Here is a 16,237-nt window from a genome sequence, read left to right as displayed (position 1 = left end):
AATAAACGCACGGAGTATTTGGGCATTAGAGTCTGCGCGACAAATAGGGTGTCCCGTAAGATATGAACATGACTCTAGGGCTCCCACGTCGAGTGGATTGAAACCGCCAATCCGGGATTCAGCAGCTCTATCGGATTCAGTAGCTCCAGCAGACTCGGCTGCTCTATCGGACTCAGTAGCTTCATCGGACTCAGCAGTTCCTTCGGACTCAGTAGCTTCATCGGACTCAGCTGCTCCTTCGGACTCAGTAGCTTCATCAGACTCAGTAGCTCCAGCGGACTCAGTAGCTCCTTCGGACTCAGTAGCTCCTTCGGACTCAGTAGCTCCTTCGGACTCAGCAGCTCCTTCGGACTCAGTAGCTCCAGCGGACTCAGTAGCTCCAGCGGACTCAGTAGCTCCAGCGGACTCAGTAGCTCCAGCGGACTCAGTAGCTTCATCGGACTCAGTAGCTTCATCGGACTCAGAAGACCCTATTCGCAGATTTAGCACACTTTTTGAATTCTATCGGACCCCATAGTCGCTATCACCCTGTAAAACAGCAAATAAGAGCTACTTTTCGAGCAATAGCGTCACTGGGGTCCGAAAATGTGCTGAAAAGGCGATAATTTGGCTAATAACGTCATCTGAGTCCGAAAGATGGTGGATGCTACGACAACCGGGGGTCTGGGGGGTCTGGGAGCTCTGGAGTTCCCGGGGGTCTGGGGTTCCCGGGGTTCCGGGGTTCCGGGGTTCCGGGGTTCCGGGGTTCCGGGGTTCCGGGGTTCCCAGGGTTTCAGAACCCCACCAAAAAACAAAGAGCAGCGATCCCCAGTATCGGAGGATCGCTGCTCTGTTGTTTTTTCGAGATGAATGACCAGGGTTGTTAATTAATCGTAGCTGTCGTTAAACATCTCATGGGTTTCATGGGTTTCATGGGTTTCATGGGTTTCATGGGTTTCATGGGTTTCATGGCTGCCTTGCCAATCCTTAAGCAGGCCCTCGGGGGTATCTTCCGCGGAAATCCCGCTGCTGAATCCATCGGATTCAGCAGCTCTATAGGACTCAGAAGACCCTATTCGCAGATTTAGCACACTTTTTGAATTCTATCGGACCCCATAGTCGCTATCACCCTATAAAACAGCAAATAAGAGCTACTTTTCGAGCAATAGCGTCACTGGGGTCCGAAACTGTGCTGAAAAGGCGATAATTTGGCTAATAACGTCATCTGAGTCCGAAAGATGGTGGATACTACGACAACCGGGGGTCTGGGAGCTCTGGAGTTCCCGGGGTTCCGGGGTTCCCGGGGTTCCGGGTTCTGGAGTTCTGGAGTTCTGGAGTTCTGGAGTTCCGGGGTTCCGGGGTTCCGGGGTTCCGGGGTTTCAGAACCCCACCAAAAAACAAAGAGCAGCGATCCCCAGTATCGGAGGATCGCTGCTCTGTTGTTTTTTCGAGATGAATGACCAGGGTTGTTAATCAATCGTAGCTGTCGTTAAACATCTCATGGGTTTCATGGCTGCCTTCCCAATCCTTAAGCAAGCCCTCGGGAGCATCTTCTGCGGAATCCCACATGCTGAATCCATCGGAGCCGCCCCAATCTCCCATTGAATTATTGGGCGTAGGCTCGAAACCGTTGCCCATGGATCTTCCCTGTTCTTTCTTGTTCTCATGTTCCATAAAGCTCCCAACCTTTCCCAATGCTATATTGATCAAGCAACAACATTATCAGTGTTCACTCTTCTAAAAGGATTATGCATATCGCCATAGAAATGGTTGTCCTTGCGTAGACCTGTCATGCAAACGTATACTCTAGGTTAAAGACTATACCGATTAACAACACTGGAGGTTTACATCCAAATTATGAAAGTGAAAGATATGATTAAGGAAAATAACGCCCTGCGTGAGCAGTTGACGCCCTTCAATCGCTCCTATTTAGAAGATATGATTCTTGCGGTGCGGGCCAGTCGAATTGAACCCCTGCGCGGAGAAGAACTTTTGCTGGATGCGGCCAAGCTGCTGTTGAAGGAACAACGTAAAGGGAAAAATGCCAAGCAAGTATTCGGCGAGAATCCGCACGATTATTTTAAAGAAATCATAGACAGTGTTCCCGGGCGCCCGGTGCGCAGTAAATGGAACTATTACTTGATGATTCCCTGCGCAGCTCTGACCTGTCTTTTTGGGATATTGGCAATCGGTGGACTCTTCTTCCAATGGACTGACGATTCACCTGGAATGTTCGGACAGATCAGCCTTTTCACCCTGCTCGCTGTGGGAGTAGGCTCCATTATCTTAATTGAACTCATTATGAAATGGATGTCTTCCTTGTCGGAAAGCGATGCCCCCAGTGCCAAACCTTTTGATATAAAAAGCCTTGGCATCTATATTGGCATCGCAGTAGCTGCTGTATTTATCGGTATGTTCCTCGATCGGTTATTTCCGGTCATTACAATATCCCCGTGGGTAAGCTTAATTCTGTGCATCATTGGGGGGTTGGGACTGAAATTTATATTTTTCAAAAAATAAATACCTAGGCTGAAAACTTTATTCCATCCGATAGATAGGGGGAAACTTCCATGATTAAGAAGCATTATATTCTCTACTCCGTTCTAGCTATAGCCTTAAGGCTAGGCATAGTGCCCAGTGCTATTCACGCCGAAGGTGCTACCAGCCCTCCTGGGGAAGGCGCTAAGGCAATAACCCAAGCAGCTAGCAATAATCATGCGGAGGCTGTCTATAAAGCTGCGTTACCGCTGTTATCTACCTCTGACAAGTTACCCGAAGCCATAAAATATTTGAACTCCAATATGTATGCGGTAGGTTCGTATCGTGCAACAATGCTGACGCTGAAGCTTGAGAATCTGCATAAAGCTGCGCTGCAAGCCTGGGAAAGTAAATTCAGTACCAATGCTGTCCAGCGGAAGCTCACCGCCATTTATAAAGCAGGCGCCAGCATGTCTTCTCTTGCCGCTATTACCGATGATCTCCAGCTGCGTACACTGCTGAAAAGTGCCAGCGAAAGCGGATATAAGCTGGAGACAGCAGAGGGTACTTTTTTCCCGGTGATCGATTATGGGGCTTACCGCAAGTACAAGCTATACGTCACCAATGATATCAGCGCTTATATTACCATTATGGCCACCGAATCGGACCTGCCCTCTTCCAAGGACAACGGGCTAGTTATCGCCTGGACTGAGGTAGCAGCCAGAGCTTTATCTCAAGAGCAATTCATTCAAAATCATCCGAAATCAAACCGAATTTCTGCTGTAAAAGCCTTGTACACTATGTATGTGAATAATACGTTTTACGGCCAGAATAACACTCCTCTCTTCCATTATGACAATCTGGAAATGGATTTGGAGGCGCAAAAGGCTTACTCCAGTATTCTGACCAAAAATAATGACAGCAGCCCATTTCTACAAAAGCTGGATAGCTTCATGAAATTAATGAAAGATAATAGCTATAAATTGACCGATGAGGTCGAGCAATATCGTAAGACTTCGTTACCTCTCTAATAAAGAAACCACAAAAGCCCGTCCCTGAAATGAATAGGGACGGGCTTGTTTATGTTCATTAACGTGATTATGAAGTGGATGCGAGCCTTAAATAAGGATGTTAAAGAGATTAGAATCCTTATTGATCTCTACATAATCGACGCCCTTCTGCTGCATCCGTTCGATGAGAGGTTCGTAGGCATCCGTTGACAATAATTCAATGCCCACAAGCGCGGGACCATTTTCTTTATCATGCTTCTTGATATACTCGAAACGGGTAATATCATCGTGAGGTCCAAGGATTTCGCCCAAGAACTCACGCAGCGCACCTGCACGTTGCGGGAAGTTCACCATGAAATAGTGTTTTAAGCCTTCGTAAATCAATGAACGCTCTTTGATCTCCTGCATCCGGTCAATATCGTTGTTGCCGCCGCTTATGATACAGACAACTGTTTTGCCGCGGATTTGATCACGATATTGATCAAGCGCTGCGATAGGCAGCGAACCTGCTGGCTCAACCACTATGGCATTCTCGTTATATAGTTCCAGAATCGTGGTACAAGCTTTACCTTCAGGCACCATCACGATGTCATCCAGATGACGGGAGCAAATATCATATGTCAGGCCACCAACACGTTTTACAGCCGCTCCGTCCACGAACTTATTAATTTCCTTTAGAGTCACCACTTCTCCAAGCTTAATCGCTTCCGTCATAGAAGCTGCTCCGAGTGGCTCCACACCAATCAACTTGGTAGAAGGACTAACTGTCTTCACATAGGTGGCTATGCCCGCTGCCAGGCCGCCTCCACCAATGGTTACGAACATAAAGTCTGCAGGGTTGTCCAGACTCTCCATCACTTCCATTGCAATGGTGCCGTTGCCCGCAATGATTCGTGGCTCATCAAAGGGGTGGATCAACGTCATCCCATGATCTATACAAGCTTGCAGTGCTTCATCATAAGCGTCATCAAAGGTATCGCCCTTCAGAATGACCTCAACAAACTCACCGCCGAACCGCCGAACCTGCTTAACCTTCTGGTTAGGTGTAGTGCTTGGCATATAGACCTTGCCTTTAATTCCAAGCGCCTTACAGGAATAGGCTACGCCTTGTGCATGGTTGCCCGCACTCGCACAGACAATCCCTTTCGCTCTATCTTCTGCTGACAAACTACGAATCATATTATAAGCTCCGCGGATTTTGAAAGAACGTACAATCTGCAAATCCTCGCGCTTCAAATACACATCACAATCATACTTGGCTGACAGCACAGCATCACGTTGTAGGGGTGTCCGGATTATGACTTCACGCAGTACGTGATGAGCCCGCACAATATCTTCCATTCCTACGATTCGGTCTTCCTCTTCTCTCATAACCCTCTCGCCTCACTATCTATCTGTTATTCTACTTCTTGTAACATACTCTCCCGAGGACATTTTTTCAAGCATCCTAATCAGTGATAAAGAAAAAGAGACTAAAGGAACCCTATAGTCTCTTACTAATATTTGCTATCCCTACGCTATGAAACCTACTAGTCCTGTTGCTTCAGCATCCACTTCACCAGGTCTGGTAAGCTTGTCCACAAACGTGAATGTACAATAACATATTCGATAGCCTCGTTAGCGTCACCCACGCCTACAAAATCAGGCAGGTTATGCGGTAATCTTTTGATACCTAACAGATAATCCGGCACATGCTTGTTCACATTCTTTGCCACGCGGTAGAGCATTTTGAGCTGGGAAGTGATCCCGTTCTTCTTATATTCTAAAACCATTCGGTCATATGCTACTGTTGCTGCTGCATCCTTGCCGAACTTCTCCAGTACCTTCTCAGTCTTCTTAAGCTTATTAGTGTAAAGGTACGTTGCCGTTAGAAGGTAACGTGCACCTGTGTTATCTTCTGGGTTCAATTCTAGAATGTGCTCCAGCGTCTTTTGTGCTTCTTCTGCATTTCCGCTAAACCAGCAGGAGTCAGCGTAGCTTTTGCAGATTCGAATGTACGAACGTGTCTCGTAAAGACCCCAGAAATGTCCTTTGTTCTCAGTGAAAAAGGCTTCTCCAAGCTCACGCGCACCCGCTTCCATCCCTGCTTTCAGATAAGCACGGGCATCTGCTTCATTCTCGGCTTCCTCAGCCAAAATGAGATAGGCGTCCGGACTGTCCGGATAAACTTCCAATGCCGCTTCTGCTAGCTGTATCCGGCGATTGGATGCTTTAGTTTCCATTGCTTTTTGCAGCAAAGCCTGTTCCTGATCCTTCGGAGTGCCTGAAACGTTGAGCAAAAGTAATTCTTCCTCTGCCCCGCCCATGCCGTACTGTTCGATATAATTAAGCATCTCTTTAACTTTTCTGGAGATGGTAGGTGCAGTAACCTCATGTTTGATCGCTAGATCAACTTGAGTTTGAAGGAATCCATATTCCTCAGACAAGATAAACTCGATAGCTGCACAGAAGGAGCCCATTTTCTTCACTGCAGGCTTGATGTGACGGGAATAACCATTCCATAGAACCAGACCTTCCCAGATTAGCTCCCGGTCATAGCTGTCTCTCATGGTCTCAATAAGATGCAGAGCCAATTGTTCATGTGCCGGATGCTCCCATTTCAGATCACGTGACACCTTTTTTTTGAGCGTAGTTAGGGTAAGCTTAGCTTCAGGAATTGCTGCCGCTTCTGGTTTCTCGGCCACAACCACAGTAGCAGCGGATTCTTCCGTTGTTACCAGTCGCATGATGGATTCCACTGCAGAAGTTTCTTTCCCTAGGCAGCATTTCTTATATTTTTTCCCGCTTCCGCAAGGACACATATCATTTCTTCCAATCTTACTCAAAACGAATTCCCCCTTAAATCTGTGAGTAGCCATTCGCCATAAGCGTATCGCTAGTATGCACTATAAGTATCAACATTTTCAGGCACGAGGCATCCTTTATAAGGTTACTGCACAAAGTCTGAAGGACTCCGATTTAAAAGGGCCTTCCCATGATCGGAAAGGCCCTTATCTGTATATATCCGCACATTTTCCCCCGTACGTGTAGTATTATAGCACTTCTTCTATCACTTGTCAGTCCTTTTTTAGGACTTAAAGCGCAAAAAATTGCTAGATACAGTGCTTTATCCTTATACCAGAGCCTTCATAGCGATGTCGCTGCGATTCTGTTTCCCGGAAAAAGAGATTCCTTCAGCCCTAGCATAGGCTGCTGAACGAGCTTCGGCAATCGTAGCACCCAGGCCTACCACGCCTAAGACCCGTCCGCCGTTCGTTACCCAGCTGCCATCTGCCCCCCGTGCTGTACCGGCATGGAAGATCAGCCCTCCTTGGCTGTCTTCAAGCCCTTCGATCGGTACTCCCTTAGGATAAGAGCCTGGATATCCTCCAGAAGCGAGAACCACGCACACAGCTGCTTCGTCGCTCCATTCAATGTCGATATCCGCAAGTCTGCCCTCGGTTACTGCCAAAAAGATTTCTAACAAGTCGCTCTTCAATCTAGGCAGCACGACCTGTGTCTCCGGATCCCCAAACCGGGCATTAAATTCAATGGTCTTTGGTTTACCTTCTGGAGAAATCATCAGCCCTGCGAACAAAACGCCGCTAAATGAACGGCCTTCAGCTACCATAGCCTTAGCTGTTGGCTTAATGATGGTCTCAATCGCTTCTTGGATAATCGCCTCGTCGATATGCGGCAGAGGCGAATAGGTACCCATTCCACCGGTATTAGGACCCTTATCTCCATCGTAAGCGGGCTTATGATCCTGAGCGGCAGCCATCGGGCGAACTGTCTCTCCATCAACAAAAGCCAAAATCGACATTTCTTGACCCGCTAGGAACTCTTCAATGACAACCTGAGCGCCAGCTTCACCAAACACTTTGGTTACCATAATATCAGCTAGTGCCTGCTCTGCCTCTTCCCGTGAATAGGCAACGGTCACGCCTTTTCCTGCGGCAAGCCCATCTGCCTTGATTACGATCGGCAGCGGTTGCTCGCGTAAGTAAGCCAGTGCAGCTTCATAGCCATCAAATTTTTCATAGGCTGCTGTCGGAATATTATATTTGTGCAAAAGATCCTTCATAAAGGTTTTGCTGCCTTCGATCTCAGCTGCATTCTTACGTGGACCAAACACAGGAATAGCCTGTGCTTCAAAAGCATCCACAATGCCCCCTGCTAACGGATCATCCGGTCCGATTACAACAAGACCTACTTCCTTCTCTTTTGCAAAAGCCGTCAGACGGTCGAACTCAAACACACCGATAGGCACACATTCTGCTAGCTGCGCGATCCCGGCGTTGCCGGGTGCGCAATAGATTTTACCAACCTTTGGGCTTTGGGACAGGCTCCAAATAATCGCATGCTCCCGGCCGCCGCCGCCAACCACTAAAATATCCATTAGAATAAAATCCTCCCAGCGTTCTAGTGTTTGAAATGACGGACGCCTGTGAAGACCATAGCAATTCCATACTCATTCGCGACCTTGATCGATTCTTCATCTTTAATGGAGCCGCCTGGCTGAATAACTGCGGTAATGCCTGCTTTGGCTGCCATTTCAAGTGTATCTCCCATTGGGAAGAAGGCGTCAGAGGCAAGGACTGATCCTTTGGACTTCTCGCCAGCTTGTTCAATCGCAATTTTTGCCGCGCCAACGCGGTTCATTTGCCCTGCACCTACGCCAACTGTCATATCATCCGCCGCTAATACAATTGCATTAGATTTCACATGCTTAACTACCTTCCAGCCGAACAACAGCTGTTTCAATTCTTCTTCGGTTGGCTTACGGTCCGTAACAACTTGTAGATCATCCGGGTTCACAGAATGCACATCGCTCTCCTGTACAACCATTCCTCCATCAATAGAGGTGACTACGAAGCTGCTCTTACGCGCGCTAGCCGTGCTGAGATTGCCGATTTTGAGCAGACGCAGGTTCTTTTTCTTCGTAAGGATTTCCAGTGCTTCTTCCGTAAAGCCTGGCGCCAATACGATTTCGAGGAAAATCTCTTTTAGCAGAGTAGCAGTGTCCGCGTCGATAATCCGGTTAGCGGCTACAATTCCGCCAAAGATAGAGGTTGGGTCTGCGTTGTAAGCTTTTTGATAAGCTTCGTATACACTTTCACCGACACCTACACCACAAGGATTCATATGTTTAATGGCTACGACAGCAGGTTCTTCAAATTCTTTCACGATTTGCAGCGCTGCGTTAGCATCGTTGATATTGTTGTAGGATAATTCTTTGCCATGCAATTGCTCAGCTGCTGTAAGAGTATCCCCCGCAGCCAAAGGCTTGCGATAGAAAGCCGCTTTTTGATGCGGATTCTCGCCATAGCGCAGATCCTGAATTTTCTCATAAGTCACGGTGTAGCGCTCAGGAAGCGGTTCGCCAGTAACATTAGCCAAATAATCGGAAATTAAGGCATCGTAAGCCGCCGTATGACGGAACACTTTTGCCGCAAGACGTTTGCGTGTTTCCAGCGTTGTATCTCCACCTGCGCGAACCTCTTCAAGCACTGTAGCATAGTCGTTAGCATCTACCACTACACTTACAAAAGCATGGTTCTTCGCCGCAGAACGCAGCATCGTCGGTCCGCCGATATCGATATTCTCGATGGCTTCTTCATACGATACATCCGGTTTAGCAATGGTTTCCGCGAACGGATACAGATTTACTACTACCAGATCAATGTAGTCCAGACCAAGCTCTTTCATTTGACGCGTGTGTTCCTCATTGTCACGAACCGCTAGCAATCCGCTGTGTACAGCCGGGTGCAAGGTTTTGACACGTCCATCCATGATTTCCGGGAATCCTGTAACATCGGAAATACCGATGACTGGAACACCTTCCTTAGCCAAAAGCGTGCTTGTTCCACCTGTGGAAATAATCTCTACGCCTAATGCAGACAACTCGCGGCAAAAATCCACGATACCTTGTTTATCCGATACGCTAACTAGCGCTCTTTTGATACTCACTTTGAATAGTCCTCCTTCGGGTTGTACGTGCGATTTAATGTGATGACATCTAAAAGCTTGGGAAATTACTATAAGAAAGAATCTGACTCTATTACCTACTACACGACACATAATGCCGCTTATGCAATATTTCCCGAGAAATACCCTGAAATCTCTCCGCCTGTCACCAAATGTCGATCCAAAACTTCGAATGGCTACAGTGTGGCTTACTTTTCGCGGATAATCGTCTTTCTTCCACTTAGTTCCACTTTCCCGCTGGCAAAAGCGCCCACCACTTCAGGATACAACTCATATTCAACCTTATGAATCCGTTCCGCCAATGAATCCGCCGTGTCGTTATCCAACACAACTACGCTACGCTGAGCAATAACCGGCCCGGTATCCATACCTCCATCGACAAAATGCACAGTGACTCCCGTCAGCTTCACGCCATAATCCAGCGCTTGGCCGATCGCATCCTTTCCGGCAAAAGCAGGCAGCAGCGATGGGTGAATGTTAATAATCCGACCCGCATACGGCGTTAAAAGCACTGGTGTAATGAGGCGCATATACCCTGCCAACACAACCAGCCCGATTTCCCGCCGCTGAAGCTCTGCTACAATCTCTGCTTCGTAGAGCTCACGGCTGGCGAAGTCTTTTGGCCGCAGCAAGAGGGCGGGAATTCCCGCATCCTCCGCACGTTGTGCTACAGGCGCTTCCGGCTTGTCCGAGACAAGCAATTCAATCCTGCCGTCTCCAAGCAAACCTGCTTTCTGTGCCTCGATCAGTGCTGCAAAATTGCTGCCCTGCCCCGAAGCAAAAACAGCGATTCGACTTGATTGCATCACACTTCAGCTCCAGTAAAGGTTACTTTGCGTTCCCCTTCCGTTACTTTCCCAATGATATACGCCTCTTCTCCGCTAGCTTTAAGCAGTTCAAGAGCGCGTTCTCCATCAGCAGCGCTAACTACGAGAACAAGACCAACTCCCATATTAAAAGTAGTGAACATATCACGGTTGCTTACATTTCCTTTGTCCTGCATCAATCCGAAGATTGGCAGAATCGGCCACGATCCGTAATTGATCTCCACATCTACATTATCAGGCAATACGCGTGGGATATTCTCGATAAATCCGCCACCCGTAATGTGAGCCATACCTTTTACCGGAAGCTGCTCCAGCAGTGCCAGCAAAGGCTTCACATAAATCTTAGTTGGTGCAAGGAGTACATCCGCCAGCGGAGCGCCAAGCTCAGGAAGCACGTCATTCAGACCATAACCCTCTTGCTCAAGCAAAAGCTTACGCACCAGCGAGAAGCCATTGCTGTGCACACCACTGGAAGCCAGACCAATCACTGTGTCGCCAGCAGCGATGTTAGCGCCTGTTACCAGCTTCGCTTTGTCAGCTACGCCCACTGTGAATCCAGCGATATCATATTCACCTGCTGAATACATACCCGGCATCTCAGCCGTTTCGCCGCCAATCAGTGCACAACCCGCTTGGTGACAGCCTTCAGCGATTCCAGCTACGATAGCTTCGATTTTCTCCGGCACCACTTTGTCGCAAGCCAGATAGTCGAGGAAAAAGAGTGGCTCTGCACCTTGCACTACAATGTCGTTCACGCACATAGCTACAGCGTCGATGCCAATCGTGTCATGGCGATCCGCCGCGAACGCGATTTTGAGCTTTGTGCCTACACCATCGGTTCCCGATACAAGCACTGGCTCTTCATATTTATCTTTATTGAGGCCAAACAGCGCTCCGAACCCACCAAGATCCGTCATTACTTCTGGACGGTAAGTACGTTTTACGTGCTTTTTCATGCGTTCTACCGCTTCATTACCAGCCGCAATATCCACTCCGGCGTTTTTATAAGCTTCCGACACTATTGGACACCTCATCTTTTAATAGTTTAGAGCGCGTTTGGGCGCATTCGGCTTTTGGGTGGTTGTAGGGGAGTTACTGCGAGGAATGTTTGGACTTCCGATCGCTGTTATGGTTGGATTTCCTGATTCGAACCGCTCTTCGCGGTAGAAATTCAACCATAAAGGCGAACGCTACGCTTCTACAGTTCCAAACTTCCTCTCCATAACTCCCTCCAACCACCGCTTTGTCCCTACTGCAAGCCGCAGTGCGCGCCTTGCACACGGACCTCAAGACCTCGGTGCATGAGCTGCGCCATGCACCTCCTTAAGCGAGACAAGCGGCCCTCGTATTTGCGAAGCAAACAGAGGGAAGCTTGGCGAGCCAGTCCCGGCGGCGGATGCAGCCGGGGGGCGGAGCGCCGTAAAGCATGTCCCGTCCGTGCGCAGCACACAGGGACAAAGCGAGCACTCGTACCCAAGTCTTCTTAGCAAGTTATAACCCAACTCCTACCGCCGAGCTTTCGGGTGGCCGGAGGGCAGAGCCCTTCGGAATCCCCCTTTGAAAGGGGGACTTAGGGGGATGTCAACACGAGCAGCCATCTTTCTCTGCCCCGCCAAAATCCACCTGCGTCGGGTAATCATTATCAAAGCAAGAAAGGCAAAGTCCGCCTTTGTAGTCGTCTTTGTTGTGTCCACCAATGGAAGAGATTAAGCCTTCCGGCGACAAAAATGCCAAGGAATCGGCGTTGATCTCTTCGCACATTTCCTCAATGGTCTTGTAGGACGCGATGAGGTCGCGGCGGTCTGGTGTATCAATGCCGTAGAAGCAAGGATTCTTGAACGGTGGCGAAGTAATCCGCACATGCACTTCAACAGCTCCCGCTTCCCTAAGCAGATTGACGATTCGGCGTGAGGTCGTGCCACGAACGATAGAATCATCGATCATAACGACACGTTTGCCATCAACTACGCTGCGCACGGCGCTCAGCTTCATCTTCACACCTTGCTCACGCAGTTCTTGGCTCGGCTGGATGAAGGTCCGTCCAGTGTACTTATTCTTAATGAGCCCAAGCTCATAAGGAATTCCCGTTTGCTCGGCATACCCGATGGCTGCTGAAATACTGGAATCCGGCACACCGGTTACGAGATCAGCATCGACAAAAGCTTCCAGTGCCATGCGGCTACCCATCCGCTTACGGGCGGAGTGCAGGTTAGAGCCGTTCATATCACTGTCTGGGCGTGAGAAGTAAATATACTCCATCGCGCACAGCGCTTTACGTTTGGGTTCGGTAAAACGGTCCTCCAAGAGACCGTTTTTGTCGAGGACTAGCAGTTCGCCCGGCTCAATATCTCGAACCAGCTGTGCCCCAATGACCTCTAATGCGCAGGACTCGGAAGCAAAAATATAAGCTTCACCAATCCGTCCCATCACTAGCGGACGCAAGCCATGGGAATCTGAAGCGACAATTAACTTATCATTTGTCATAAGCAGAAAAGCAAACCCGCCAACGAGCTGCTGCAGCGCATCTTTTGCCGCTTCAACAAAATCCTTTGGCGAACGGGCAATTAAATGCGCCAGCACTTCTGTATCACTCGTAGTTTGAAAGATCGATCCGCTTTGCTCCAGTTGTTTGCGGATCAACGGTTCATTTACTATGTTGCCGTTCGTAGCAATTGCCAAATCGCCGTCACGATATTTAAATACCAGCGGCTGCGCATTGGTTAAACGGCTGTCTCCACTAGTGGAATAACGTACATGCCCAATGGACATGTCTCCAACCAATGAGGCTATTTTGTCCTTGTCGAATACTTCTTTTACTAACCCCATCCCGCGGTGATAGTTGAAATCGCGGCCGTCTGCTACGCAGATTCCCGCACTTTCTTCTCCACGGTGTTGTAAGGCGTGTAAGCCGTAATAAGACATGGACGCCGCTTCCGGGTGTCCGAAGACCCCGAAAACGCCGCATTCCTCTTTTAATGTGTCAAAAATATCTCCCGAGCCCGTTCCTTCATTGTAAAAGTCACCAGTCCACAGGATAGGAGTCTCCTGCTCTTTCCCGGTCTTTATTTCATAAGACATGGAATAGCATCCTCCCAAACGAATTTCAATTCTGCTACAGCTTCATCTAGTGCGGACACACCGTCCAGATTTACGCGCAGTCTGTCTCCACCTACAGTTCCGATGATCTCCACTGGAACACCGCTGGTTGCAATCGCTGCTTTCAGCTCTTCCGCACGTTCAGGAGCGGCTGTCAGCACAATGCGTGATTGGCTTTCGCTAAACAATGCTACATCAGATCTAAGAGCGTTAGCTGAAAGTTCAACGTTCGCTCCGATTTCGCCGCTGATACAGCTCTCTGCAAGCGCTACGGCAAGTCCACCTTCGGACAAGTCATGTGCGGAACGCACCAGACCGCCACGAATTGAGGTAAGGACTGCGTTCAGTAGTTTTTTCTCAGTAGCCAAATCCAAAGCCGGAGGACGACCCTCGGTCACACCATGAACAGCATATTGGAATTCACTGCCGCCCAGCTCAGCCTTGGTCACTCCCAGCAGAAGAATGGAATCTCCTTCTTGCTTGAACCCTTGAGTCGTAATATGATCCGTGTCCGCTACTAAACCAACCATGCCGACAACCGGCGTTGGATAGATGGAACCCGTAGTATTTTCGTTATAAAGACTGACATTACCACCGATAACCGGAGTATCCAACACACGACATGCTTCAGCCATACCATCAACCGCACGCTCCATTTGCCAGAACACATCAGGCTTCTCAGGATTTCCGAAGTTCAGATTATCCGTGATAGCCAGCGGTTCAGCACCGGAACAAACGATGTTACGTGCCGCTTCGCTGACTGCAATACGTCCACCCACTTCAGGATCAAGATGAACATAACGGCCATTACAGTCTGTAGTCATCGCAAGTCCTTTACGAGTACCATGAATGGTAACTACAGCCGCGTCAGATCCAGGGCGTACAGCTGTGCTCGTCCGCACCATGTAATCGTATTGATTGTATACCCATGCTTTACTTGCTACGGTTGGTGATCCAAGTACTGTACGCAATGCACCGCCCAGATCCGTAACTTCCTCGTAACGAAGGGTATCTACCTTTTCATTCGCAATATAATAAGCAGGAACCTCAGAAGGTTTGTTATATACTGGGCACTCATCCACGAGCGCCGTTACTGGCATGTCACCAACAACCTCGCCGTGATGATACAATTTCAAGCGGCCATCATCCGTAACTTTACCGACTTTACAGCAGATAACACCCCAGCGGTCAAAAATCTCTTGTGCCTGGGCCTCATCCTTCGGCTCAACGACGAACAACATCCGTTCTTGTGATTCTGAAAGCATCATTTCGTAAGGCGTCATGCCCTCTTCACGTTGTGGCACCTGATCAAGATACAGCTCCAGACCATTGCCTGCTTTACTTGCCATCTCCGCACTAGAGCATGTAAGGCCAGCTGCACCCATATCCTGAATCCCGATAACGATGCCGCTGTCGATCAGTTCTAGACAAGATTCCATAACGAGCTTTTCCATAAATGGATCGCCGACTTGTACAGCGGTACGTTTAGCTTCTGATTCCTCACTAAGCTCTACCGATGCAAAAGTAGCACCATGAATTCCATCACGTCCTGTAGGAGGGCCTACATAGAAGACAGGGTTGCCTACACCCTTAGCTACACCACGTTGGATTTTGTCATGATCGATCAGACCCACACACATTGCGTTAACTAGCGGATTGCCGTCATAGCTATCATCAAACATGATTTCGCCGCCAACCGTTGGAATCCCGATACAGTTACCATAACCGGCAATACCAGACACTACATGTTCGAACAAATACTTCACTCGATCACTTTCCAGCTTCCCGAAACGTAGTGAATTGAGGATTGCGATAGGTCTGGAGCCCATGGAGAAAATATCACGGATAATCCCGCCGACACCCGTTGCCGCACCTTGGAAAGGTTCTACCGCTGAAGGGTGGTTATGACTTTCGATTTTGAAAACAACCGCTTGGTTGTCACCGATATCTACAATCCCTGCGCCCTCGCCAGGTCCCATCAGGACACGTGGTCCGGAAATTGGGAAACGTTTCAGGAGGGGTTTGGAGTTCTTATAGGCACAGTGCTCGGACCACATTACGCTGAATACGCCGATTTCAGTGTAGTTCGGCAAACGTCCCATAAAAGACTTGATCAGCTCATATTCGCTGTCCGACACACCGAACTGGCTGTAAATTTTCTGCTCCGCAATCTGTTCTGCGGTCGGTTCCTTAACGGATACTTGCTGCGTCATGACGATCCCTCCAAGTCTTCAGTATGGATGTAAACATTCTTTTGCCATCTTCTGAACCAAGTAAACTATTAGCCGCGCGCTCAGGGTGAGGCATCATGCCAACCACATTCCCTTGTACGTTACTAACACCCGCAATATCGGCTACGGAGCCGTTAGGATTATCGCTATAGGTAAACACGATCTGATTGTTAGCTTTCAGCTCTGCCAAAGTCTCGTCATCACAGTAGTAGTTTCCTTCACCGTGTGCGATTGGGATGATGATTTCTTCATCTTTAGCATAGTCAATAGTAAATGGGGTTTCATTATTAACAACCTTAAGCACTGTATCGTGACAGCGGAACTTCATCGACATGTTGCGGCGAAGCGCACCTGGCAGCAAACCAGCCTCAGTAAGAATTTGGAACCCATTGCATATGCCTAGCACGTATTTCCCTTGCTCTGCTGCTTTAGCAACTTCCGCCATAACAGGAGCAAATCTCGAAATCGCGCCACAGCGCAGGTAATCACCATATGAGAATCCGCCTGGAACCAAAATGCAATCATACGCCGACAAATCCGTCGCTGTATGCCACACATAATCGACTGGTTCGCCGAGACTGTCCTCTACCGCCTTGTAGCAATCAATATCACAGTTGGAGCCTGGGAAGACAAGTACAGCAAATTTCAT

The 16,237-nt window shown here is 48.7% G+C and carries 14 protein-coding genes; 2 read left to right on the top strand and 12 right to left on the bottom strand.

Annotated features, from left to right (window positions below; genetic code table 11):
* Positions 1-74 precede the first annotated feature (74 nt).
* From NST94_RS03365 to NST94_RS03355, 3 genes are all read right to left on the bottom strand, one after another.
* The gene (locus NST94_RS03365; protein ID WP_339281651.1) at positions 75-455 is read right to left on the bottom strand and encodes a hypothetical protein; all 381 of its coding nucleotides are present in this window, start codon (positions 453-455) and stop codon (positions 75-77) included.
* A gap of 411 nt (positions 456-866) precedes the next feature.
* Positions 867-1,070: a hypothetical protein gene (locus NST94_RS03360; RefSeq protein ID WP_036686857.1), complete on the bottom strand. Its 204-nt coding sequence runs from the start codon at positions 1,068-1,070 to the stop codon at positions 867-869.
* 382 nt (positions 1,071-1,452) lie between these two features.
* Positions 1,453-1,653 (bottom strand): hypothetical protein, encoded by a 201-nt coding sequence (locus NST94_RS03355; RefSeq protein WP_036680885.1) that lies wholly within the window; start codon positions 1,651-1,653, stop codon positions 1,453-1,455.
* Positions 1,654-1,851: 198 nt separating this feature from the next.
* Between NST94_RS03355 and NST94_RS03350 the strand changes: the two genes are divergently transcribed.
* Both NST94_RS03350 and NST94_RS03345 read left to right on the top strand, forming a co-directional pair.
* Positions 1,852-2,499 carry a DUF1129 family protein gene (locus NST94_RS03350; protein WP_339281650.1) on the top strand — a complete coding sequence of 216 codons (648 nt, stop codon included), beginning with the start codon at positions 1,852-1,854 and terminating at the stop codon, positions 2,497-2,499.
* A gap of 50 nt (positions 2,500-2,549) precedes the next feature.
* Entirely contained in the window at positions 2,550-3,488 is a 939-nt protein-coding gene (locus NST94_RS03345; protein ID WP_339281649.1) for a hypothetical protein, read from the top strand.
* A gap of 87 nt (positions 3,489-3,575) precedes the next feature.
* Here the strand turns inward: NST94_RS03345 and ilvA are convergent, their stop codons facing one another.
* From ilvA to purQ, 9 genes are all read right to left on the bottom strand, one after another.
* Positions 3,576-4,838 carry a threonine ammonia-lyase IlvA gene (ilvA, locus tag NST94_RS03340; RefSeq protein ID WP_076104158.1) on the bottom strand — a complete coding sequence of 421 codons (1,263 nt, stop codon included), beginning with the start codon at positions 4,836-4,838 and terminating at the stop codon, positions 3,576-3,578.
* Positions 4,839-4,996: 158 nt separating this feature from the next.
* Positions 4,997-6,292, bottom strand: coding sequence for an SEC-C metal-binding domain-containing protein (locus NST94_RS03335; RefSeq protein ID WP_339281648.1), 1,296 nt, complete (start codon positions 6,290-6,292; stop codon positions 4,997-4,999).
* 287 nt (positions 6,293-6,579) lie between these two features.
* On the bottom strand, positions 6,580-7,845 hold the full coding sequence (purD, locus tag NST94_RS03330; RefSeq protein WP_076142419.1) for a phosphoribosylamine--glycine ligase: 1,266 nt from the start codon (positions 7,843-7,845) through the stop codon (positions 6,580-6,582).
* A gap of 23 nt (positions 7,846-7,868) precedes the next feature.
* Positions 7,869-9,416 (bottom strand): bifunctional phosphoribosylaminoimidazolecarboxamide formyltransferase/IMP cyclohydrolase, encoded by a 1,548-nt coding sequence (gene purH / locus NST94_RS03325; RefSeq protein WP_076100608.1) that lies wholly within the window; start codon positions 9,414-9,416, stop codon positions 7,869-7,871.
* A gap of 206 nt (positions 9,417-9,622) precedes the next feature.
* Complete coding sequence (gene purN / locus NST94_RS03320; protein ID WP_076128467.1) at positions 9,623-10,240, bottom strand: phosphoribosylglycinamide formyltransferase; 618 nt, start codon at positions 10,238-10,240, stop codon at positions 9,623-9,625.
* Positions 10,240-11,280 carry a phosphoribosylformylglycinamidine cyclo-ligase gene (purM, locus tag NST94_RS03315; protein ID WP_339281647.1) on the bottom strand — a complete coding sequence of 347 codons (1,041 nt, stop codon included), beginning with the start codon at positions 11,278-11,280 and terminating at the stop codon, positions 10,240-10,242. The genes purN and purM overlap by 1 nt, the downstream gene beginning before the upstream one ends.
* Before the next feature lie 562 nt (positions 11,281-11,842).
* Complete coding sequence (purF, locus tag NST94_RS03310) at positions 11,843-13,339, bottom strand: amidophosphoribosyltransferase (RefSeq protein ID WP_036680905.1); 1,497 nt, start codon at positions 13,337-13,339, stop codon at positions 11,843-11,845.
* A complete protein-coding gene (gene purL, locus NST94_RS03305; protein WP_280753605.1) occupies positions 13,324-15,570 on the bottom strand; it encodes a phosphoribosylformylglycinamidine synthase subunit PurL in 2,247 nt (748 codons plus the stop codon). The genes purF and purL overlap by 16 nt, the downstream gene beginning before the upstream one ends.
* Complete coding sequence (gene purQ / locus NST94_RS03300; RefSeq protein WP_036680909.1) at positions 15,548-16,237, bottom strand: phosphoribosylformylglycinamidine synthase subunit PurQ; 690 nt, start codon at positions 16,235-16,237, stop codon at positions 15,548-15,550. The genes purL and purQ overlap by 23 nt, the downstream gene beginning before the upstream one ends.

Source organism: Paenibacillus sp. FSL H8-0282, assembly GCF_037963825.1.
GTDB classification, from domain to species: Bacteria; Bacillota; Bacilli; order Paenibacillales; family Paenibacillaceae; genus Paenibacillus_AQ; species Paenibacillus_AQ odorifer.
The sequence above is the reverse complement of the archived record's forward strand: the minus strand, read 5'-3'. Positions and strand labels throughout refer to the sequence as shown.